At 65.4% G+C, this 21,151-nt stretch carries 16 protein-coding genes, 1 other RNA gene and 2 pseudogenes; 11 read left to right on the top strand and 8 right to left on the bottom strand.

Translation table 11 applies throughout. The features are described from left to right. Positions 1 to 35 precede the first annotated feature (35 nt). The 4 genes from H3V53_RS33080 to H3V53_RS33065 all read left to right on the top strand — a co-directional run bounded on the left by H3V53_RS33080 (position 36) and on the right by H3V53_RS33065 (position 2,749). The gene (locus H3V53_RS33080) at positions 36 to 749 is read left to right on the top strand and encodes an HAD family hydrolase (protein WP_336601437.1); all 714 of its coding nucleotides are present in this window, start codon (positions 36 to 38) and stop codon (positions 747 to 749) included. 95 nt (positions 750 to 844) lie between these two features. Then, positions 845 to 1,214: a transfer-messenger RNA gene (ssrA, locus tag H3V53_RS33075) on the top strand. Positions 1,215 to 1,531: 317 nt separating this feature from the next. Continuing rightward, positions 1,532 to 1,771, top strand: coding sequence for a PAAR domain-containing protein (locus H3V53_RS33070; RefSeq protein WP_336601436.1), 240 nt, complete (start codon positions 1,532 to 1,534; stop codon positions 1,769 to 1,771). Between the two features lie 618 nt (positions 1,772 to 2,389). Next, positions 2,390 to 2,749, top strand: a complete 360-nt coding sequence (locus tag H3V53_RS33065) for a COG4315 family predicted lipoprotein (protein WP_336601435.1) — start codon at positions 2,390 to 2,392, stop codon at positions 2,747 to 2,749. 57 nt (positions 2,750 to 2,806) lie between these two features. Here H3V53_RS33065 and H3V53_RS33060 read toward each other — a convergent pair whose 3' ends face one another. Together H3V53_RS33060 and H3V53_RS33055 are read right to left on the bottom strand one after the other, a co-directional pair. Continuing rightward, on the bottom strand, positions 2,807 to 3,073 hold the full coding sequence (locus H3V53_RS33060) for a hypothetical protein (RefSeq protein ID WP_054916746.1): 267 nt from the start codon (positions 3,071 to 3,073) through the stop codon (positions 2,807 to 2,809). 194 nt (positions 3,074 to 3,267) lie between these two features. After that, positions 3,268 to 4,353 (bottom strand): substrate-binding domain-containing protein, encoded by a 1,086-nt coding sequence (locus H3V53_RS33055; RefSeq protein ID WP_054916734.1) that lies wholly within the window; start codon positions 4,351 to 4,353, stop codon positions 3,268 to 3,270. A 92-nt stretch (positions 4,354 to 4,445) separates the two neighbouring features. Here H3V53_RS33055 and H3V53_RS33050 point away from each other — a divergent pair, with 92 nt between their 5' ends. The 4 genes from H3V53_RS33050 to H3V53_RS33035 are packed head-to-tail and all read left to right on the top strand — an operon-like array spanning position 4,446 to position 9,773. Further along, positions 4,446 to 5,000: an NAD(P)H-dependent oxidoreductase subunit E gene (locus H3V53_RS33050; RefSeq protein WP_419539602.1), complete on the top strand. Its 555-nt coding sequence runs from the start codon at positions 4,446 to 4,448 to the stop codon at positions 4,998 to 5,000. Beyond that, complete coding sequence (locus tag H3V53_RS33045; RefSeq protein WP_336601433.1) at positions 4,997 to 6,556, top strand: formate dehydrogenase beta subunit; 1,560 nt, start codon at positions 4,997 to 4,999, stop codon at positions 6,554 to 6,556. The genes H3V53_RS33050 and H3V53_RS33045 overlap by 4 nt, the downstream gene beginning before the upstream one ends. 13 nt (positions 6,557 to 6,569) lie before the next feature. Further along, a complete protein-coding gene (fdhF, locus tag H3V53_RS33040) occupies positions 6,570 to 9,509 on the top strand; it encodes a formate dehydrogenase subunit alpha (RefSeq protein WP_336601432.1) in 2,940 nt (979 codons plus the stop codon). Positions 9,510 to 9,518: 9 nt separating this feature from the next. After that, positions 9,519 to 9,773, top strand: a complete 255-nt coding sequence (locus H3V53_RS33035) for a formate dehydrogenase subunit delta (protein WP_054916738.1) — start codon at positions 9,519 to 9,521, stop codon at positions 9,771 to 9,773. A 91-nt stretch (positions 9,774 to 9,864) separates the two neighbouring features. Here the strand turns inward: H3V53_RS33035 and H3V53_RS33030 are convergent. The 3 genes and pseudogenes from H3V53_RS33030 to H3V53_RS33020 form a co-directional block, all read right to left on the bottom strand. Next, positions 9,865 to 11,575: pseudogene (locus H3V53_RS33030) on the bottom strand (FAD-dependent monooxygenase). A 122-nt stretch (positions 11,576 to 11,697) separates the two neighbouring features. Further along, the gene (locus H3V53_RS33025; RefSeq protein WP_336601431.1) at positions 11,698 to 12,801 is read right to left on the bottom strand and encodes a cation diffusion facilitator family transporter; all 1,104 of its coding nucleotides are present in this window, start codon (positions 12,799 to 12,801) and stop codon (positions 11,698 to 11,700) included. Continuing rightward, positions 12,798 to 13,142, bottom strand: coding sequence for an ArsR/SmtB family transcription factor (locus H3V53_RS33020; RefSeq protein ID WP_336601430.1), 345 nt, complete (start codon positions 13,140 to 13,142; stop codon positions 12,798 to 12,800). Before H3V53_RS33020 ends, H3V53_RS33025 begins: the two co-directional genes overlap by 4 nt. Positions 13,143 to 13,277: 135 nt before the next feature. On the opposite strand from H3V53_RS33020, the pseudogene H3V53_RS33015 reads away from it, so the two are divergent. Further along, positions 13,278 to 15,142: pseudogene (locus H3V53_RS33015) on the top strand (tetratricopeptide repeat protein). Between the two features lie 103 nt (positions 15,143 to 15,245). On the opposite strand, the gene tcuC reads toward H3V53_RS33015, so the two are convergent. Further along, the gene (gene tcuC, locus H3V53_RS33010; protein ID WP_336601429.1) at positions 15,246 to 16,547 is read right to left on the bottom strand and encodes an MFS transporter; all 1,302 of its coding nucleotides are present in this window, start codon (positions 16,545 to 16,547) and stop codon (positions 15,246 to 15,248) included. 451 nt (positions 16,548 to 16,998) lie between these two features. On the opposite strand from tcuC, the gene H3V53_RS33005 reads away from it, so the two are divergent. Beyond that, positions 16,999 to 17,565 (top strand): GNAT family N-acetyltransferase, encoded by a 567-nt coding sequence (locus tag H3V53_RS33005; RefSeq protein WP_336601428.1) that lies wholly within the window; start codon positions 16,999 to 17,001, stop codon positions 17,563 to 17,565. A 154-nt stretch (positions 17,566 to 17,719) separates the two neighbouring features. After that, positions 17,720 to 18,874, top strand: a complete 1,155-nt coding sequence (locus tag H3V53_RS33000; protein ID WP_336601427.1) for a hypothetical protein — start codon at positions 17,720 to 17,722, stop codon at positions 18,872 to 18,874. A gap of 227 nt (positions 18,875 to 19,101) precedes the next feature. Here the strand turns inward: H3V53_RS33000 and H3V53_RS32995 are convergent, their stop codons facing one another. Both H3V53_RS32995 and H3V53_RS32990 read right to left on the bottom strand, forming a co-directional pair. Further along, positions 19,102 to 19,839: a DUF2968 domain-containing protein gene (locus tag H3V53_RS32995; protein ID WP_336601426.1), complete on the bottom strand. Its 738-nt coding sequence runs from the start codon at positions 19,837 to 19,839 to the stop codon at positions 19,102 to 19,104. Positions 19,840 to 20,108: 269 nt separating this feature from the next. Continuing rightward, a partial coding sequence (locus tag H3V53_RS32990) for a gamma-glutamyl-gamma-aminobutyrate hydrolase family protein (RefSeq protein ID WP_336601425.1) occupies positions 20,109 to 21,151 on the bottom strand: 1,043 nt, incomplete at its 5' end.

Genomic DNA, 21,151 nt, shown 5'->3' with positions numbered 1-21,151 from the left:
GTCAACCCCGCCCCTATATCTGTCTGCCTAGTTAAATGAGTGATCCCACGCCCCTGCCACAACGCGAGGACGAAGACACGTCGATTGGTCTTTGTCAGGGCATCCTGTTCGACCTCGACGGCACGCTTGCCGACACGGCGCCCGATCTCGCCGCAGCCGTCAATAAAATGCGCCACGAGCGCGGCCTGGAGATGGTGCCGCTCGAACGCCTACGGCCGCTCGCATCGGCGGGCGCGCGCGGCCTGCTGGGAGGCGCGTTCGGTATCGGCCCCGATCACCACGACTACGCGTCGATGCGCGACGAATTTCTCGCGAACTACGAAGCCGACCTGTGCATCGAGACGCTGCTGTTTCCGGGCATCGGCGAGATCCTCGACGAACTCGACGCGCGCAACGTTCGCTGGGGCATCGTGACGAACAAGGTCGCGCGGCTGACGGAGCCGCTCGTTGCGCAACTCGGGCTGGGCGCCCGCGCGGGCTGCGTCGTCAGCGGCGATACGACGCCGCATTCGAAGCCCCATCCGGCGCCGCTGTTGCACGCCGCGAAAGAACTGGACCTGCAGCCGGAACGGATCGTCTACGTCGGCGACGACCTGCGCGACGTGCAGGCAGGCTTCGCGGCGGGCATGGTGACGGTGGCCGCGGCCTACGGCTATTGCGGCAACGACATTCCGCCCACCCATTGGCACGCGAAGCATGTCGTGAACTCGACATCCGAGCTGCAAAAGCTGCTGCGCGACATCAGCTGAAGCGCGAGGCGCAATCTGCGCGTTTCGCCGTGACTCGGGCGAAGCACTGTTGTAAAATCACTCCTTGGGCCACATATGTTGCTCATTCCTTCTGCGGGGGCGACCTGGTTTCGACAGGGGTTGCGAAGCGGCTAGGGCATGTCGAGGACCCGTCACCTCGTTAATCAATGGGAAAAACGTAACTGCAAACGACGATACGTTCGCACTGGCAGCCTAAGGGCCGCCGTCCTCTGCCTAGTTCACTGACGGGCTAGTGTCGCAAGACCGGTAGCAATACCGACAGAGGTCATTTACGTCAGTTAAGCCTTGGCGGTGTCACGACGTCCGGGTCGAAAATCTAGTGAATCGCCGTAGCGCAGCGTGTTCGTCCGCGTCGCTCCGGTTAAATCAAAAGACAGAACTAAACATGTAGAACTAGTCGTGGAGGACTTCTGGACGCGGGTTCGATTCCCGCCGCCTCCACCATATTCATTCCGGCAACCTCGGCGTTGCCTTGAAACCCGCGCGGGCCATGCCTTCGCGGGTTTTTGCCATTTGCGTCACGCGCGCCTGCCAGGAAGCTGACGCCCTCTCCTCTTATTACCGCCGGTCTTCAAACGCAGCGTCGCCATCACGCATCCTGCATAGGTTGGCGCCCCATTTTCAACCTTTTCCGATAGCCGCGCCGACTGACATCACGTGAAATGCACAAATCCAACGGCGCGCGCCCGGCAGCGTCAGATTCGATTGGTATCACTAATAAAATGGAAAGTGCAAACATGAGCGACGTAGAGGTTCCCATCATGGCCCGCCTCGGCGACATGACCGATCACGGAGGCAAGATCGTCGAGGCGGCGCAGGATCTGACCGACGCCGACATCGGCGTCGCGCTCGACGGCCATCTGGTCGCGTGCCCGCGCTGCGGCGGTAAATACCCGATCATCGCCAGCGGCAGGCGCCGGCACGATGGCAAGCGCATCGCCTACATCGGCGACATCACGACCTGCGGCGCAACGCTGATTCGCCCGGCCGAACACGGTTAACACCCGGCGAAAAAAATACAAAGCCCGCGGCAGCTGAGCTGCGCGGGCTTTGGTCGTTTCCTGGCCTTGTGTCGTTTCTGGCGACGGCATCACGCCCTCATGCCGCGGCGCGCACATACACCTCTTCCGTTTCCCGGACGAACCTGCTGTTGCAGAACTCCCGCCGGGCTTTGCCGCGAGCGCGTTGCCCCATCGACGGCAAAGCATCGCGGCAAGCCAGCTTGTCGCACAACCGCTGTGTCATCGCTTGCGTATCGCGCGCTTCGAGATCCGGCCGTCGACGCCCTCGTCGACGTTCTCCGGCAAGCTCGCGCAGCGCGTTACCAGCGCTGCCCGCCCCATCGACATCATCTCGCGGCACGCGAATGATCCGACGATTATGTCGAGCGGTCCACATGCATCTTGCTGACTGAAAGCGCAGGCAAGACAGTCAACCGCGATGCAGCGACGAAGAGGCGCCACTCGCGAACAATGACGGGCATGCATTCGACGCTCGCGTGGAATATTTGCGCGCGCAGGCCGTTTATTCGGAGCGCGCCGCCTCACCGCATCTTCAGCGCGCACAAGCCAACCGATTGCATACACTCCATATACAACGTCCAGAACAGGAGCCGCATCATGCGCAAGACTCTCTTCCTCATCGCCGCGCTCGCGCTTCAACAAGCCGCCTTCGCCGCGCCGCCGAAAACCATGGACGGACATTTCGTCGACGCTCAGGGACGAACGCTCTACACCTTCGATAAAGACACGACGCCAGGCAAGAGCGCCTGTACAGGTGGCTGCGCGGCCGCATGGCCTGCCGCTACGGCGGACGCGAGCGACAAGCCGTCAGGTGACTGGACGATGATCGACGGCGCGGATGGAAGCAAGCAGTGGGCATACAAGGGCAAGCCACTCTACCGCTTTGCGAAGGACGAGAAACCCGGCGACATGAAGGGCGACGGCTTCAAGGACGTGTGGCATACGGCCAAGCCCTGATTCGCGCGCGTCGGCGGGTAGACGCCGCGCCGCGAAGGCGCGGCGCGTCAGACTTGATTATTGATCGTCAGGGCACTTGAGGTTGCAACCGTTCGGATCGCCGTTGTCGCCGCGCTTGCGCAGCTTCGACGGCTTGTCGCTCTGAAACTTCTTCGATGGCGCCGAGGCGCCGAACGGCATCTGCGGATGCTCGTTCAGCTTGAATTCCTCGGTCAGAATGCCGCCCGGCACACCGGGCGAATTCTGCGCAAACGCAACTGAGATCGTGGCAAACAGCGCGCCGGCAGTCAGCGCGGCGGCACAGGCGGGAACGAGAAATTTCATGTCGATTCGGCGCGGCATGAACGCCGCGCATGTCAGGCGTTGTAATGAAAGCGTAGAGATTAACGCAAAGCGCGCTGCAACGCAGCGCCCTCGGCCTGATCCGTTGTTACGGGCGCTTACGCCATGCGCGCCTTGCGCAGGCTTGCGCCGTGTTGCGCTTTCTTGCACGCCGCATCGAAACGGGGCCGCGCACCTCAGGCGGCCGTCTCTTCGCCTGCCAGGCCTTCGTCCAGTTCCAGCAATTTGCCGCAGTCGCCGGCATCGTAGCCTTCCAGATGCGCGACGCTCTGCCGGAATGTCTTGCCGCGCAGCACCGACATCACCGTCGTCAGTGGCGCGCGTTCGAGCCGTGCCCTGTCGCAGGCGAAGTAATAGTCCTCGTCGACGATCGGAATGAAGTCGAGCCCGAAGTGATGCGCGGCCGGCTCGACGCCAAACCCGACGTCCGCCATGCCGCTCGCCACGAAAGCCGCGATCGCCGAATGCGTCAGTTCCGTCGACGCATACCCGTTCACGCGGTCGGGATCGACGCCCACACGCCGTAGCGCGAGATCGATCAGCATGCGCGTGCCGGAGCCGTGCTGGCGATTGACGAAGCGGATGTCGTCGCGCGCCAGATCCGTCAATCCGCCAATGCCCTTCGGGTTGCCCTTCGCGAGAAAGAGCCCCTGCTTGCGCCGCGTCAGATGGACGAGCACATGACGCTGCGGATCGAGCCACTGCCGGTACTTGTCCGCGCAAGCCGCACGAAACTCGCCGCGCGGCAAGTGGAAGCCGGCGAGATCGCACTCGGCACGCGCGAGCGCCGTGATTGCTTCGGCGCTGTCGCGATATTTGATGTCGAGCGGCACTTCGTCGGCGACGAGCGCCGTGACGAGCGCCGCCACCGCATAACCGTGCGAAGCGTGGATGCGCACGTCTTCGGCGGGCGGCGCGAGCCAGCGGTTCAGATCGCTTGCCACCTCGCTCGCGAGCGCCTGCATGTTGCCGTCCAGCCGCTCCCCGCACAGTCGCTGCGCGCGCAACACGGCCTGTCCCAATTCAGACAGCGCCGACCCGCGCCCACGCTCCTTTTCGATCAGCGCGCCGCCCAGTTGCGTTTCGATGGCACGCAGCAAACCCCACGCGTGGCGGTAGGACAAACCCTTAAGCGCGGCCGCCTGCGCGATGCTGCCCGTCTGGTCGACGAGCGAGAGTAGCGGCACAGCGTCAGTCAGGCTGGACGTTTGGCCGTTGCTGTCCCGCACAATCAGCTGCGCCTGGCATTCGATCCGAATCATATATGTACTTTCAGTTCCTATTGCGAAAGCCGGTACACCCGCCTATCGTTCGCATTGATATATCAAACAAGCAAAGCATAGATGCGCGGGTTATGAATAACAAGTGCATATATCGACTTTGGAGGAGCCCCACTGTGGATCGACCGAACGCCATTGCGCCAGACGAACTCGTGCAGCGTCACGCGCTGCCCGGCAAATCGCTGGTTGCCGTACTGCACGCCATTCAGGACGACGTCGGCTTCGTGCCGCCCGACACCGTCGCGCCGCTCGCGCGCACGCTGAACCTGTCGCGCGCGGAAGTTCATGGCGTCATCACTTACTACCACCACTTCCGCCAGTCGCCTGCCGCGCCCGTAACGGTGCAACTGTGCCGCGCGGAAGCCTGCCGCAGCATGGGCACGGAAGCGCTCGCGCAGCATATCGAGGCGCGCACGGGTTGCCGCTTCGATGCGCACAAGCACGGTGACGATCACAAGCACGATCACGCCTGCGATGGCGCCGTCGGTCTCGAATCGGTGTATTGCCTGGGTCAATGCGCGCTGTCGCCCGCAATGACGATCAACGGCGAGCTGTACGCGAAGGTCACGCCGCAAAAGTTTGACGCGATCTACGCCGCCGCGATGAAACGCGTGGAGGAAACAGCATGACGCGCATCTACGTTCCCCGCGACTCGTCGGCGCTCGCGCTCGGCGCCAACGCCGTCGCGCAAGCCATCGCCGACGAAGCGAAAGCGCGCGGCATCAACATCGAACTCGTGCGCAACGGCTCGCGCGGTCTGCTGTATCTCGAACCGCTCGTCGAAGTGCAAACGCCGCAGGGCCGCATCGGCTATGCGAACGTCGAAGCGGAAGATGTCGCATCGCTGTTCGACGCGGGCTTTATCGAAGGCAACGCGACGCATGCGAAGCACGTCGGCGTGGTCGACGAGATTCCGTATCTGAAGAAGCAGCAGCGTCTGACGTTCGCGCGCATCGGTATCACCGACCCGCTCTCGACCGACGACTATATCGCCAACGGCGGCATCGTCGGCCTGTACAACGCGCTCGCGATGAACGGCGACGCGGCCGTCGAAGCACTGGTCGAATCCGGCCTGCGCGGCCGCGGCGGCGCGGCGTTCCCGGCGGGCATCAAGTGGCGCACGGTGCGCGCCGCGAAGGCCGACCAGAAGTACATCGTCTGCAACGCCGACGAAGGCGATTCGGGCACGTTCTCCGACCGGCTCGTGATGGAAAGCGATCCGTTCGTGCTGATCGAAGGGATGATCATCGCGGGCATCGTGACGGGCGCAACCGTCGGCCATATCTACGTGCGCAGCGAGTATCCGCACTCGATCGACATGCTCGAAGCCGCGATCGTCAAGGCGCGCGCCGCCGGCTGGCTCGGCGATAGCGTGCTCGGCTCGGAACATCGCTTCGAACTCTTCGTCGCGAAAGGCGCGGGCGCGTATGTGTGCGGCGAGGAAACGGCGCTGCTCGAATCGCTCGAAGGCAAGCGCGGCATCGTGCGCGCGAAGCCGCCGCTGCCCGCGCTCGAAGGCCTGTTCGGCAAGCCGACCGTGATCAACAACGTGATCACGCTCGCCACGGTGCCGATCATCTTCGCGAAGGGCGCGGCGTTCTATAAGGACTTCGGCATGGGCCGCTCGCGCGGCACGCTGCCGTTCCAGATCGCGGGCAACGTGAAGCGCGGCGGCCTCGTCGAACTCGCGTTCGGCTGCACGCTGCGCGAACTGATGTTCGACTACGGCGGCGGCACGGCAAGCGGCCGTCCGGCGCGCGCGGTACAGGTCGGCGGCCCGCTCGGCACGTATCTGCCCGAAAGCCAGTGGGATATCCCGCTCGACTATGAGGAATACGCGAAGGTCGGCGCCGTCGTCGGTCACGGCGGCCTTGTGATTCACGACGACACGTCGAATCTCGCCGACCTCGCGCAATACGCGATGCACTTCTGCGCGCTCGAATCGTGCGGCAAGTGCACGCCGTGCCGGATCGGCTCGACGCGCGGCGTCGAAGTGATCCAGCGCATCCGCAACGGCGATACGTCGACGAAGCAGGTGCAACTGCTGCGCGACCTGTGCGACACAATGGTGTCCGGTTCGCTGTGCGCGATGGGCGGCATGACGCCGTTCCCGGTCGTATCCGCCCTCGATCATTTCCCCGAAGACTTCGGTCTCGTGACCGCCACGCCGAAAGAAGCGGCCTAACAGGAAGCCCATCATGTCCGATCCGATCACTTTTCAATCCGGCGGCTGCGGCTCCGGCAACTGTGCGTGCAAGGCGGGCGCGCTGCGCAACGAGCGCGGTCCGTTCGACGATACCGACTACGGCACGCCGCTGCGTCACTCCGACGTCGACGTGACGCTCGAAATCGACGGCCAGGCGATCACGGTGCCCGCGGGCACGTCGGTGATGCGCGCGGCCGCCGAGGCCGGCGTCAACATCCCGAAGCTGTGCGCGACCGATTCGCTCGAACCGTTCGGCTCGTGCCGCCTGTGTCTCGTCGAAATCGAAGGACGGCGCGGCTATCCCGCGTCGTGCACGACGCCCGTCGAAGCGGGCATGAAGGTGCGCACGCAAACGGACCGTCTGCAAGGCCTGCGCCGCAACGTGATGGAGCTGTACATCTCGGATCACCCGCTCGACTGCCTCACCTGCCCCGCCAACGGCAACTGCGAACTGCAGGACATGGCGGGCGTGACGGGCCTGCGCGAAGTGCGCTATGGCTTTGACGGCGCGAATCACCTGAAGGACAAGAAGGACGAATCGAACCCGTACTTCACGTACGACCCGTCCAAGTGCATCGTCTGCAACCGCTGCGTGCGCGCGTGCGAAGAGACGCAAGGCACGTTCGCGCTGACGATCAGCGGACGCGGCTTCGAGTCGCGCGTCGCGGCGAGCGAAAGCCAGCCGTTCATGGAATCCGAATGCGTGTCGTGCGGCGCGTGCGTGGCCGCATGCCCGACGGCGACACTGTCGGAAAAGAGCATCGTGATGATGGGCCAGGGCGAGCACTCCGTCGTGACGACCTGCGCTTACTGCGGCGTCGGCTGCTCGTTCAAGGCCGAGATGAAGGGCAACACCGTCGTGCGGATGGTGCCGCACAAGAACGGCCAGGCCAACGAGGGCCACGCTTGCGTGAAGGGCCGCTTCGCATGGGGCTACGCGACCCATAAGGACCGCATCAAGAAGCCGATGATCCGCGCGAAGATCACGGACCCGTGGCGCGAAGTCAGTTGGGAGGAAGCGCTGAACTACGCGGCGTCGGAATTCCGCCGCATCCAGCAGAAGTACGGCCGCGATTCGATCGGCGGCATCACGTCGTCGCGCTGCACGAACGAAGAAACGTATCTCGTGCAGAAGCTCGTGCGCGCCGCGTTCGGCAACAACAACGTCGACACCTGCGCGCGCGTGTGCCACTCGCCGACGGGCTACGGCCTGAAGACGACGCTCGGCGAATCGGCGGGCACGCAGACATTCGCCTCCGTCGATAAATCCGACGTGATCATCGTGATCGGCGCGAATCCGACGGACGGCCACCCGGTGTTCGGCTCGCGTCTGAAGCGCCGCGTGCGTCAGGGCGCGAAGCTGATCGTCGTCGATCCGCGCCGCATCGATATCGTCGATACCGCACACGTGAAGGCCACGCATCACCTGCAACTGCGTCCGGGCACGAACGTCGCGATCGTGACGTCGCTCGCGCACGTGATCGTCACGGAAGGCTTGCTGAACGAAGCATTCATCGCCGAACGCTGCGAGACGCGCGCGTTCCAGCACTGGCGCGATTTCGTCGCGCTGCCGGAGAACTCGCCGGAGATGATGGAAAGCGTGACGGGCGTGCCCGCGCAGCAGGTGCGCGAAGCCGCGCGCCTCTACGCGACGGGCGGCAACGCGGCGATCTACTACGGCCTCGGCGTAACGGAACACGCGCAAGGCTCGACGACTGTGATGGGCATCGCGAACCTCGCGATGGCGACGGGCAACATCGGCCGCGAAGGCGTCGGCGTGAATCCGCTGCGCGGCCAGAACAACGTGCAGGGCTCGTGCGACATGGGCTCGTTCCCGCACGAACTGCCGGGCTACCGCCATATCAGCGATACCGTCACGCGCACGCTGTTCGAAGGCGAATGGGGCGTGACGCTCCAGCCGGAACCGGGCCTGCGCATTCCGAACATGTTCGATGCCGCCATTCATGGCAGCTTCAAGGGTCTCTACTGCCAGGGCGAAGACATCGTGCAGTCGGACCCGAACACGCAGCATGTGGGCGCGGCGCTGTCGTCGATGGAATGCATCGTCGTGCAGGACATCTTCCTGAACGAAACGGCGAAGTACGCACACGTGCTGCTGCCGGGCTCGACATTCCTCGAAAAGGACGGCACGTTCACCAACGCCGAGCGCCGCATCTCGCGCGTGCGCAAGGTGATGCCGCCGCTGCCCGGCTACTCGGACTGGGAAGTGACGATCCTGCTGGCGCGCGCGCTCGGCTACGAGATGAACTACACGCATCCGTCGCAGATCATGGACGAGATCGCGCGCCTCACGCCGACTTTCCACGGCGTGTCGTACGCGAAACTCGACAAACTCGGCAGCATCCAGTGGCCGTGCAACGAGAACGCGCCGGAGGGCACGCCGACCATGCACATCGACGAATTCGTGCGCGGCAAGGGCAAGTTCGTCATCACGAAGTACGTCGCGACGCCGGAGAAGGTCAACCAGAAATTCCCGCTCATCCTGACCACGGGCCGCATCCTGTCGCAGTACAACGTCGGCGCGCAGACGCGGCGTACGGAAAACTCGCGCTGGCACGACGAAGACCGGCTGGAGATTCATCCGCACGACGCCGAAGACCGCGGCATCAAGGACGACGACTGGGTCGGCATCGAATCGCGCGCGGGCTATACCGTGCTGCGCGCGAAGGTCGCCGACCGGATGCAGCCGGGCGTCGTCTACACGACGTTCCACTTCCCCGAATCGGGCGCGAACGTGATTACGACGGACAGCTCCGACTGGGCGACCAACTGCCCCGAGTACAAGGTGACGGCCGTGCAGGTGATGCCTGTCGAGCAGCCATCGGAATGGCAGAAGGAGTACTCGCGCTTCAACAACGAGCAGCTCGAGCATCTCGACAAGCGCGAGCTCGCCACAACCTCAGGCAAGTGAGGTAACGCAATGGACGTAGCTAACCTGATCGACATGGCGAACCGCATCGGCGATTTTTTCGAGTCGATGCCGGATCGCGACGAAGCGATCGACAGCATCGCGGATCACATCCGCCGCTTCTGGGAGCCGCGCATGCGCCGCGCGATTCTGGCGACGCTGCACGCGAAGCCCGAAGGGGCCGAGCTCGAGCTGCATGAGATGGTTCGCGAGGCGCTTATCAGGCATCTCGCCGATCTCACGCCGAAGGAAGCGGCACCGGCCTGACACGCTTCACGCAACAGCAGTACCTCGCGTTCGCATCGGGCTCGATGCGGACGCTTTTTTTGCGCGCTTTCCGGTGCGTTTCCTACCTGCGTCACGGAGCCGGCTCGCCGGGCCCGCTCCTCGCGAACCACGCTTCGCAATGCCGCAGCAGCCCGTTCAGATCGGAGCCGGGGCGCCCGCGCGCACACACATAGCCATCGGGCCGCACCAGATAGAACGACGGCCGCGTGCGTCCAAACGATTCGCTCAGCGATGCCCCCCCCGCCCTCGCCGTTCGCATCCGTCACGCGCCACACGCGCACGGCGCCCGGCAGCAGATCTTCGACGGCGGCGGCGAAACGGTCGAGATCGGCGGGCCGCGCGGGTTTCAGGTGCAGCGAGAGGCGTTTGCCGCTGCTCGACGCGGCATCCTCTGGGGGCTCGACGAGCAGGAACAGCGAGAAAAACGCCGGATCATGCAGATCGAAGATGCAGCCGGCGCCGGGCAGACGCCCCAGCGGCCCGTCGATCACATGCACGAGCGCATCGGGCGCGCGCTCGCCCGCGCGCGGGCCGCCGTCAAGCACGCGTTCGAGCGTCAACGGACTGCGCCGGTATTGAATCGACAGCTCGCTGACGGTCAGGCGCGCGGCGTCGCGCAACGGGCCGAGCGCGGCGAGCACGGGCACGCGCTCGCGCAGCAGCTTGAGCGGCCCGTGATCCGCTTCCGCCATGTGCGTGACGAAGCTGGTCTGCCGCAGGACGTCGCGCTCGATGGGATGACGCTCGAGGTGATAGGTATCGAGCAGCCGCTCGGGCGCATTACCGTGCAACACGCGCGCGAGTTTCCAGCCGAGATTGAAGGCTTCCTGGATGCCCGTGTTCATCCCTTGCGCGCCCGCGGGGCTGTGCACGTGCGCGGCGTCGCCGGCGAGAAACACGCGCTGCACGCGCAACTGCGCGACCATGCGGCTATTCAGGTGAAAGTAGCTCGACCATGACAGGCTCGTCAGATCGACGGGATGATGAATGCGGCTTTTCGCGATCACGCGGCATTCATCGAGCGTCGGCGGAGCGATCGCGGCGAGCGGCGCCGGGTTGCCGTGCTCCGGCGTGGCCGCCGCCATCGTGGGCTGATCGGCGATCAGCCGGTGCCTGCTCTTGCCCATCGGAAACAGTGCGGCCAGTCCCGCGCCCGACGCGAAGATATGAAACTCGTCGTCGGACCAGCAGGTGTCGGCTTCGAGGTCGGCGAGCAGGAAGGTCTGCTCGAATGTCTTGCCCGCGAAGCTCATGCCGAGCCGATGGCGGATCGCGCTGTGCGCGCCGTCGGCGGCAATCATGTACGACGGATGCAAGGTCTCGATATGGCCGTCCGCGCGCTGCAGCGTGGCGTTCACGCCCGCCGAGCCCTGCGCGAACATCGTCAGCTCGACGCCGCGTTCGATCTGCACGCCGTAGGTTGCCAGGTGCTCCGTCAGCAGACGCTCGGTGACGGACTGATCGAGAAACAGCAGATACGGATAGCGCGTTTGCAGCGGATCGAAATCGAGCCGCGCGAGACGCTGGCCGTTCGAGTAAAGATTCGCGGCACGCGCGCGATGACCGAGTTCGAGAAACTTGTCGACGAGCCGGTGCTGCTCCAGCAATTCCAGCGTGCGCGCCTGAATGCCGATCGCGCGCGAATGCGGGTCCGGCTGCTGCGCCTTGTCGATCAGACGCACGGGCACGCGGGCGCGCGCAAGACTCATGGCTGCCGCCAGCCCCGTCGGCCCCGCGCCCACGATCAGCACGGGCGGTACGTCGATGGAAGCACCCGTCATGCAGACCTCCGCAGTCGGACATGCCCGTTAGTGTACGCCGAGCATTTCAGTCCCTGCCGTCTTGCCGACGACGCGCCGCATCAAAGCAGCGCCCGGATCGAGAATCAGTCGCGACGCCGCGCTCAGTGCGCGTGCGACGCAGGATCGAGCGAGCAGCGATGCTGGGTGGTGCCCATATCGACCTGCAGCGTCGCGTGATGCATGTCGAACTCGACGCGCAGCGTGCTGACGATGGTGTCGATCGCCTTGTCGCCCGGATGTCCGGCGGGCATCACGAGATGCGCCGACAGCGCGTTGCCCGTCGTCGACAGAGCCCACACGTGCAGGTCGTGCACATCGGTGACGCCGGGCTGCGTGGCGAGATAGTCGCGGATCTTCTGCAGATCGACGCCCGTCGGCACACCATTGAGCGCGAGCTTGACGGAATCGCGCAGCAGGCCCCACGTGCCGTACACGATCACGGCGACCACGACGATGCTCATCACAGGGTCAAGCCACGTCCAGCCGGTGAAGACGATGGCCAGACCCGCGACCGCGACGGCGGCGGACACGGCGGCGTCGGCCAGCATGTGCAAGAACGCGCCGCGAATGTTCAGGTCGTCTTCCTGGCCGCGCATGAAGAGCCAGGCGGAGAAGCCGTTCACGACCATGCCGACGAGCGCGACGATGAACACGTCGAGCCCGGCGACGGGCGCGGGATGAAACAGGCGCCCGACGGCTTCGGCGACGATCACGCCGCACGCGAACAGCAGCAGGCCCGCGTTGAGCAGGCTCGCGAGAATCGACGAGCCGCCGAGCCCGAACGTGTAGCGCGTGGACGGCCGGCGCGTCGCGAGCCACGTCGCGCCCCACGCGAGCAGCAGGCCGAGCACGTCGGACAGATTGTGTCCCGCGTCCGCAAGCAGCGCCGTGGAATGGGCGAGCACGCCGTACACCGCCTGCACGACGACGATCGCGACATTCAGCGCGACGGCGATGGCAAACGCGCGGCCGTGGCCTGCCACGGGCGCGTGATGGTGATGATGACCGCCATGACCGTGAGCATGATCATGCTGATGCGCGCGCGAGCCCTTGCGATCCGCGTCATGGTCGTGGTCGTGCGGGTGATCGTGGCTGTGGTCGCCGTGCTCCGCGTGCGCGCAGGCAGCCGTGTGCACGTGCGGTTCGAGCGGCGCTGACCGCGGTTCGGTCGCGGGCCCGGTGGCTTGATGAGGGGCGTATTTCATGGGTGTTCCTGCGCAAAATCGGCGGCCGATTCGCTGACGGGTTCCGCGACGTGCTCGAGCATGTCGGTCAACATGCGGCTGATGTGCTGATCGGCCGCGACGTAAAACACCTGCTTGCCTTGCCGCTCCGCGCGCACGATGCGCGCCGCCCGCAGCAGCCGCAGATGATGGCTGACGAGAGAAGGCGACAGGCTCAACGATTCGGCGATCGCCCCAACTGCGCGCCGCTCGTGGACACAAGCAAGCACGATGCGCAGACGCGTCGGATCGCCGAGCAGACGGAACAGATCGGCAATCTCGACGACGCGATCGTCGGCTTGAGGGGAAACTACGGCGGACATTTTCCGGCTCTCGTTGAGGCGTACATATGAACAGATGTTCATATGTTATTGAGCAACACTCGCCGCGTCAAGTCGGGACGCGTCTGCCGAGTGTGGGAAAATGCGCGTTTTCCTGCATTGCACCCTCCCTGCGTCATGTTCCCTGTTTTCGAGCGCGCCTATAGCGCGCATCGCGACGGCCGGCTCGACGACGCCGAGCGCGGCTACCGCGCCACGCTCGAACTCGATCCCCGCCACGTCGACGCGCTGCATCTGCTCGGCGTGCTGCGTCACCAGCAAGGCCAGCACCAGGAGGCGGCCGAGCTCGTGCGGCGCGCCGTGGATCTGCGCCCGCAAGACGCCGGGCTGCAGCTGAACCTCGGCAACGCGTTGAAAGCGCTCGGCCGGCTCGACCAGGCTATCGAGCGCTTTCGCAATGCGCTGACGCTCGCGCCGACGTTTCCGATGGCGCACTACAACCTGGGCAACGCGTACGCGCTCGCCGGGCGCCACGAAGACGCCGTCGACGCGTTCGAAAAGTCGCTGCGTCTGCAGCCGATGGATGCGTCGTCGCACGTCAATCTCGGCAATGCGCTGCACGCGCTTGGCCGGCACCGCGAGGCCGTCGAGTCGTTCCGGCGCGCGCTCGAGCTGCGGCCTGGCCACGCGGGCGCGCACAACAACGTCGGCATGGCGCTCAACGCGCTCGGTTCGTCCGTCGAGGCGAGCGCGCACTTTCGCGCGGCGCTCAAGGCCGAGCCGCGCTTTGTCGCCGCGCGCTTCAACCTGGCCAATACGCTCGACGCAACGGGCCATCACGAACAGGCCGTCGCGGAGTTCGAAGCGGTGCTCGCGCTGCAGCCGAACCTGCCGCCCGCGCTGTTCGGCCTCGGCAACGCGCTCGCCGCGCTCGGCCGTCACGACGAAGCGCGGCCTCGCTTCGAGCGCGCCGTCGGCCTCGATCCGACCTTCGCGCTCGCATGGCTGAGCCTGGGCGCCGCGCACCACGCGCTCGGCGCGCACGACGCCGCCCTGCGTGCATTCGATCAGGCGCTGCGTCTGCGGCCCGATCTCGCCGTCGCGCATATGAACCGGGCCGTGACGCTGCTCACGCTCGGCGATTTCAAGCGCGGCCTGCCCGAATACGAATGGCGTCTGGACAACGCGACGGCGCCCGAAGCTGCGGCGGCGCCCGCCGACGTCGCGCAATTGCCGCGCTGGCACGGCGAGCCGATCGCGGATCGCACGCTGCTCGTCCATGCCGAACAGGGTTTCGGCGACACGCTGCAATTCGTGCGCTTCGTCGAACAGGCCGCGCAGCGCGCAGCGCGCGTCGTGCTCGAAGTGCAGCCGGAACTCGCCGCCCTGCTCGCGCCGACCGCGAAACAGTGGCGCATCACGCTGATCGCGCAAGGCGAGCCGCGTCCGCGCGCCGACCTGCAGTGCCCGCTGCTCAGTCTGCCGCTGGCGCTCGGCACCGATGCCGACTCGATTCCGTCGCGCGTGCCCTACCTGAACGCGCCGGCGGCGGCGCGGCGCACATGGCGCGGCTCGCTCGGCGGACACGCGAAGCGCAAGATCGGGCTCGCGTGGTCGGGGCGCGTGCAGCGCCAGGAAAACCGCTCGATGCCGCTTGCCGCGCTGGAGCCGCTGTTCGCGCTCGACGGCATCGACTGGATCGTGCTGCAGCCCGCGCTGGCCGACGAAGAGCGCGCGCGCTCGACGCGCATCCGCGTGCGAAGAACATTCATCGCTTCGACGGGCGCATTCGCGACTTCGCCGACACGGCGGCGATCATCGAGCGTCTCGACGCCGTCGTATCGATCGATACGTCGGTTGCGCATCTGGCGGGGGCGCTCAATAAGCCGCTATGGCTGATGCTGCCGTTCGCCGCCGACTGGCGCTGGTTCGTCGGCGACGCGCGCAGCCCGTGGTATCCGTCGGCGCGGCTCGTGCGGCAGGCGCGGCCCGGAGCGTGGGCGGAAGTGGTCGAACAAGTGGCGTCGGTGCTGCGCGATTGAGCGCGGCGCTTGCCGCTGCGGTTGCGCAGCCGCCCATGAAAAAACCCCGCATGGCGGTCCGCATGGCGGGGGTTTTCTTTTGCTGCCTGACACGCCGTGAGGCTCACGCCGTCCGGTACTGATTGCGCGCTTCCTGCGTGCGATACAGCACGAGCGTCGCGATCAGCCCGCACACGGCCGCTACGCTCATCCACAGGCCGGGCGCGGCCTTGTTGCCCGTCGAGTGGATCAGGTACGTCGCGATGGCGGGCGTGAAGCCGCCGATAGTCGTCGCAAGGCTGTACGCGAGCGAGAAGCCTGCCGTGCGCACGTCGGGCGGCATTACTTCCGTCAGCGCGACGACCATGCCGCCGTTGTAACAGCCGTACAGGAAAGACAGCCACAGCTCGACCATCAGGAGGCGCGCGAACGACGGCTCGGCCACGAGCCACTGCACAGCGGGATACGACGTGAGAATGGTGAGGATCGTGAAGGTCAGCAGCACGGGGCGGCGGCCGACGCGGTCCGAGATCGCGCCCGACACGGGCAGCCAGATCAGGTTCGACACACCGATGCACACGGTCACGATCAGCGTATCGATTGCGTCGAGCTTCAGCACTTCCTTGCCGAAGGTCGGCGTATACGCGGTGATCATGTAGAACGACACGGTCGTCATGATGACCATGCCCATGCCGCCCAGCACGACGCCCCAGTTCTGCATCATCGACGAAAAAATCTCGCCGACCGACGGGCGGTGCTTCTTCGCGAGGAACTCATCCGTTTCCTTCAGCGAACGGCGGATAAGGAACAGGAACGGCACGATCAGACAGCCGATCAGGAACGGCACGCGCCAGCCCCAGGACGTCATCTGGTCGGCGGGCAGCGTGCGGTTCAGGATTACGCCGATCAACGCGGCGAACACGACGGCAACCTGCTGGCTACCCGACTGCCACGAGCAATAGAAGCCCTTGTTGCCCTTAGTCGCGATCTCCGACAGATACACGGAGACGCCGCCCAGCTCGACACCCGCCGAGAAGCCCTGCAGCAGCCGCCCGAGCAGCACGAGCACGGGCGCGAGCACGCCGATCGTCGCGTAGCCGGGAATGGCCGCGACTGTCAGCGTGCCGAGCGCCATCAGCGCGAGCGTCAGGATCAGGCCCTTGCGGCGGCCGTGATGGTCGATGTATGCGCCGAGCACAATTGCGCCCAACGGCCGCATCAGGAAGCCCGCGCCGAACACGGACAACGACAGCATCAGCGAGGCGAACTCGTTGCCGCTCGGAAAATACGTCTTGGCGATGGCTGCGGCGTAATAGCCGTAGACCATGAAGTCGTACATTTCCAGGAAGTTTCCGCTGACGACGCGGAATACGGTTCGGACCTTGGATTCGTCCGTCGCTACGTGAGCATGGGATGCAGTTGCCATGACAATCTCGAAATAGGCCCGCAACCTGGGTAAGACAGGCGGCACTGGGCAGTTCAAACGATCCGCGGCGCAGAGCGGATGCGTAGTGCCACTACGCGAGCGGATGTTGCGTCCGTCGGGGCACAGCGCTCGCGTGGGGCGCGGTATTGTGATTCGGCGAGAACGGCGAAGGTATCAGGGTAAACCTGCAGATTCGCTTACATAATGCGCGCTCCGTGATAATAACGTTACTCCGATCGACGCGCATTTAATACATTTTGCTTACAAACAGCCCGAACCAAGAAGATTCTTCCGATGCGGTTTTCGCGCGTCAGACTCTGCAAGGTGACGGCGGCGAACATGCGTCTTATCGTGCTGCTTGTATGCTTTTCGCCTTACGTGATTCCCGTGCCGTCTGTCCATCGGCCTGATTTTTCCGAAATGTCTGCATTTGCCTGTCCGGACTGCCGCAATGCCTGATTCCGTCTCGCCGCCCGTTGTTTCATCCCTCGTGCTTCGGCCCGCGACCGACGCGGACGCCGATCTGATCGCCGCCATTCATAGCGCGAGCTGGCAGGCCACCTACCGCGGACTGCTCCCCGATGCGTTCCTCGATAGCGAAGTCGCGCACGAACGTGCGTCGTACTGGCGAGCGCGGCTGTCGGCGCCGGGCGCCGAGCGCCGCATCGTGCTGATCGCGGAGCGCGCGGGCGAGCCGATTGGCTTCGTGTGCGTGGAGCGGCAGCCAGATTCGCCGTGGGGCGTGCTGCTCGACAATCTGCACGCGCTGCCCGCGCATCAGGGCATCGGGGCGGGCAAGCTGCTGATGCGCGCCGCACAGGACTGGGCGCGCGAGCACGGCGAAGCGCAGCTCTATCTCTACGTGCTCGAGGGCAACACGCCCGCCATTGCGTTCTACGAGCGGCAAGGCTGGCAGTTCTCCGGCGCCGAGCCGGATCAGATGGGCGGCACCGACATCACGGCGTTGCGATACGTCTATCGCCTCGATGGCGAAACACCTGATCGTCAAAATAACTGAGCATTTCGGATTCATCTGATCGCCAGAACGGCACTCGCCCGCCACCATACCGCGACCGAACGCCTCGACCGAACCGTGAACACGCAGCACGTTCACGGCTGTTGCTGTCCGCCGCTTCGAGGCCAAACGCGCGAAAAAGAACGAGGCGAAGACCGTGTCGACACCACCACTCACACTAGTTGCCGGCGAATTCAGAATGCCGCGCTTGCGGCCGCTCGAGCTGGTGTCCCGCTCCCTCGGTCGCGAATGGGCGCTGCTGCCGCCCAACGTCAGCTTTCGTACGGAACTGAGAGCGCTGTACGCGGCGATGCTGCGCACGTTTTGCCTGAGCGCCGACTCTATCCGCGCGATGTGCCGCTGGGACCCGCAAAGCCTGCGCCAGCAGCCGGTCACCCCTGCTGCCGCGTTCGGACGCGGCGCCATCGGGCTCAATCTGCGCGACCCCGTGGCTTCGCTTGAACACGCCACTCGTCAATGGAACCGGGTGGCGGGCGGCGCCTGCGCCATCGGGGGCGCAGCGGCCATTGCGTGGCTGGTCGCCAATCACCCGCGCCAGCCGCCGACGCCAGCGCTCGCCGCCGCGCCCGAAGTCACGCTGAGTTCGTCGCTGAAGCATCCGTCCAGCGCGAATCCTGATGATCGCGAGCATGTTCGCTCAGGCGCCGTCGATCGGCGGGCTGATGTCGCGAGGGCGCGGGATCGCGCGCAGGGCGATCTCGCAGCGCGCACACCGGTTGCAGCCGTAGCCGGTTCGGCGAGACGCGCTTCCGGACGCAGCGCGCCGCTCGTGAACGCCTCGCGCGCCCCGCAGGCTGCGCACGCCTCCGCTGGCCACAAAGATGCTATCGCGCCGCACGGCGCCGACGAGCGTCAGGCGGGCGTCGCACCGCAGCGCATGAAGCAATCGGGCATCGGTCGCTTATCACCCGCCGCCCGTGGCTCGCATCCGGCCAGGCGCGAGCGCAGCACGTACGCGCACCCGGAGGTCCGGCGCATGCCGCAGGCGGCGGACCATCTGCCGGCGGCGACCCGGCGCGAGCGCGGAATCACTGCATTCTCCGACGCACCGCTCGCTTCGCTGCATCGCGCGCGGCCCTTGCCTTCCACCGCGGGCGCGTATTCGCCGCTTGCGCCGTCCCCTCGCCCCGATAGCGACTACGAATCCATCACCATGTCCGCGCGCACGCACGTTGGCGACATGCCGACAGCGCCGGTCAACCGTGGCCGCGTCAATACGGACAGTACCGACTGGATGAACCACATCTCGCAGCGTCGCGTGACGGAAGTGCCCGAGCGGTTTTCGAAGTGACCTCGCGAGCCGCGGGCCAGCGCGGCAGCGTTTCGCAACGTCGCTTCGAATTGCGCCGAAACGCGTGACATCAGATTCGCCGCAACGCTTGGCGGCAAATTTCCGCGGCAGACATTCAGATAGTCAGGCTCGAAAACAAAGGGCTGAGTCCCGCATCATGCAGGACTCAGCCCTTGCTCATCGAAAGCCGACACGCCGCGCTTCCCGCGCTCGAATCACCCCCGTTGTCAGCGGTTACCCGGCAGCCCAGCCTCCGCTTGTCGTTGCAACAACTGAACCTGCTGCTGCAGCACGCGCAGTTGCGACTGTGCCTTTTCCTTCTCTTCTCGCAACGCGACCGTCTCGTCCTGCTGCTGCCGTTGATAGTCGGCGACCTTGGCTTCCTGCGCGCGCGCCACTTCAATGTCGGCCTGCAGACGCTGCGCACGCATCTGCGACTCGCCGATCACACGCTCGATCGACGCCTTCTGCGCCTGCAATTGCGCCTTGCGAATCTGCACGTCGGCGAGTTGCGCCGTTTGCCGCGCGAAGCCCGCGTAGACGGCTTCCGCGCGCGCCTCGTCCACGGTCCGGATCACGCGCCAGAAATGCTTGTCCTGAAAGAGCGCGACGTAGTACGTCATGCTCTGCGCGTGGAAGAACAGCGACGCGCCATAGCCGCCGTTGTACGTGGTGCGCATTTCCGTCAATCCACCGTCGTGAATCAGTTGCATCAGGTCCGCGACGTCGCCCTGCGCGCTGCCGCTCGCGTCGGCCAAAGCGTTGATGCCGAGTACCTTGCCCGCATCGTCGACAGCATCGGCACTGGCTTGCGCATCGGCCCGGACGCTGCCGGCGGCGTTTGCGCGCGCACCGGCCGGCTCTGACGACAACCGGTTTCCCGCCGACGCAGTGCCGCCGCCATGCATCAGCATGCAGGCGACGACGAGCCATATCGTGCGGCGCAAATCCAAGGGGTACTTCATACGTCGCTACTCCATGCGTATTCCGAAACAACCTCGGATTATCGCTTGGAAACTGTCCTTTCTGACATGCGGCGACAGGACTTTAAATCGAGATAAACGGACAACTAAACAATTGCATCAGCAAACGCAAAAATTCGTAAAAGCTGAGTGGATTTCTGCGATCGAAGCGGCTCAGCAACGGAGAACGAGCAGACACGTCACAGACGAAAAACAAAAACGCGAGCGGGCCATTGCTGGCCCGCTCGCGTTCGGTCGACATGCGGTCGCGCTCAGAAGCGCGTTTCGCGCGCGACCCGCAAGAACGTATCGAGCAGCGGCGTGCAGTCGAGCAGCTCGGGACCGCCCGCGCGGTGAAACTCCGGATGCCATTGCACGCCCATCACGAAGGGCGCGCGCCGGTAACGCACGGCTTCGATGATGCCGTCCGTGGCCGACACCGCCTCGATGTTCAGATCGCGGCCCAGCTGATTGACCGCCTGATGGTGAATCGAGTTGACGATCGCCTCGCGCCGGCCCGGGAACATGTTGACGAGCGTCGAACCTTCGGGGAAATGCACCGAGTGGCGATGCTGGTCGTAGTGTTCGTTGACGTGGACGCCCGCCGTCGGCACGTCAGAGGCGATGTCCTGATAGAGCGTGCCGCCGAACGCCACGTTGATAAGCTGGCAGCCGCGGCAAACGCCGAGCACCGGCTTGCCCGACTCGATGAACTCGTGCAGCAGCTCGAGTTCGTACATGTCGCGCACGCGGTCGCCGGGCCATTCGGGACGCGTCGCCACTTCGGCATACGACTGCGGCGACACGTCGGCGCCGCCTTGCAGCAGCAGTCCGTCCAGATGCTTGGCGTAGTCTCGCAGGCGGATATTGCTCGGGTGCAGCATGCCCTGATGGCCGACCGTCGGGATCATGAAGACAAGCACGTCGCGCGACATCACCCAATGGGCAATCGATTCCTCCAGGTACTGCAGCGTCTTGCCGCGCAAGCCTTTGGCGCCCGGCTCCGGGTGGAAGATGCGCGCCGACACGCCGATGCGCAGCGTGCGCTGCGTGATCCTGCGGCCCGCGCGGTCGAATAGTTGCCGCGCACGCGCCGCGACGATCCGCCCGAACACGGACCACGCGGAATCGCTTTGCCGCAGATAGGCAGGCGGTGCGGGTGGATAGGCGCTCGCGGGCGGCGGATTGTACGCGCCGAAATCCGGCGCGGCGCCGAAGCCCGGGGGCGGCGAACCTTTCGCAGATGGATCGACGGCCCCTGCGCCGAGCGTGCCGTCCGGCTCGCCGCCGACAGGCGCGGCCGTCGCGCCGCCCG

The organism is Paraburkholderia bengalensis (assembly GCF_037126505.1).
Classification (GTDB): Bacteria; Pseudomonadota; Gammaproteobacteria; order Burkholderiales; family Burkholderiaceae; genus Paraburkholderia; species Paraburkholderia bengalensis.
This window is presented reverse-complemented; position numbering and strand designations above follow the sequence as displayed.

Excerpts from the sequence above, each read along its gene's own strand:
- H3V53_RS33080 (WP_336601437.1), top strand. The coding sequence starts at position 36 with ATGAGTGATCCCACGCCCCTGCCACAACGCGAGGACGAAGACACGTCG.
- H3V53_RS33070 (WP_336601436.1), top strand. The coding sequence starts at position 1,532 with ATGGCCCGCCTCGGCGACATGACCGATCACGGAGGCAAGATCGTCGAG.
- H3V53_RS33065 (WP_336601435.1), top strand. The coding sequence starts at position 2,390 with ATGCGCAAGACTCTCTTCCTCATCGCCGCGCTCGCGCTTCAACAAGCC.
- H3V53_RS33060 (WP_054916746.1), bottom strand. The coding sequence starts at position 3,073 with ATGAAATTTCTCGTTCCCGCCTGTGCCGCCGCGCTGACTGCCGGCGCG.
- H3V53_RS33055 (WP_054916734.1), bottom strand. The coding sequence starts at position 4,353 with ATGATTCGGATCGAATGCCAGGCGCAGCTGATTGTGCGGGACAGCAAC.
- H3V53_RS33050 (WP_419539602.1), top strand. The coding sequence starts at position 4,446 with ATGAATAACAAGTGCATATATCGACTTTGGAGGAGCCCCACTGTGGAT.
- H3V53_RS33045 (WP_336601433.1), top strand. The coding sequence starts at position 4,997 with ATGACGCGCATCTACGTTCCCCGCGACTCGTCGGCGCTCGCGCTCGGC.
- fdhF (WP_336601432.1), top strand. The coding sequence starts at position 6,570 with ATGTCCGATCCGATCACTTTTCAATCCGGCGGCTGCGGCTCCGGCAAC.
- H3V53_RS33035 (WP_054916738.1), top strand. The coding sequence starts at position 9,519 with ATGGACGTAGCTAACCTGATCGACATGGCGAACCGCATCGGCGATTTT.
- H3V53_RS33025 (WP_336601431.1), bottom strand. The coding sequence starts at position 12,801 with ATGAAATACGCCCCTCATCAAGCCACCGGGCCCGCGACCGAACCGCGG.
- H3V53_RS33020 (WP_336601430.1), bottom strand. The coding sequence starts at position 13,142 with ATGTCCGCCGTAGTTTCCCCTCAAGCCGACGATCGCGTCGTCGAGATT.
- tcuC (WP_336601429.1), bottom strand. The coding sequence starts at position 16,547 with ATGGCAACTGCATCCCATGCTCACGTAGCGACGGACGAATCCAAGGTC.
- H3V53_RS33005 (WP_336601428.1), top strand. The coding sequence starts at position 16,999 with ATGCCTGATTCCGTCTCGCCGCCCGTTGTTTCATCCCTCGTGCTTCGG.
- H3V53_RS32995 (WP_336601426.1), bottom strand. The coding sequence starts at position 19,839 with ATGAAGTACCCCTTGGATTTGCGCCGCACGATATGGCTCGTCGTCGCC.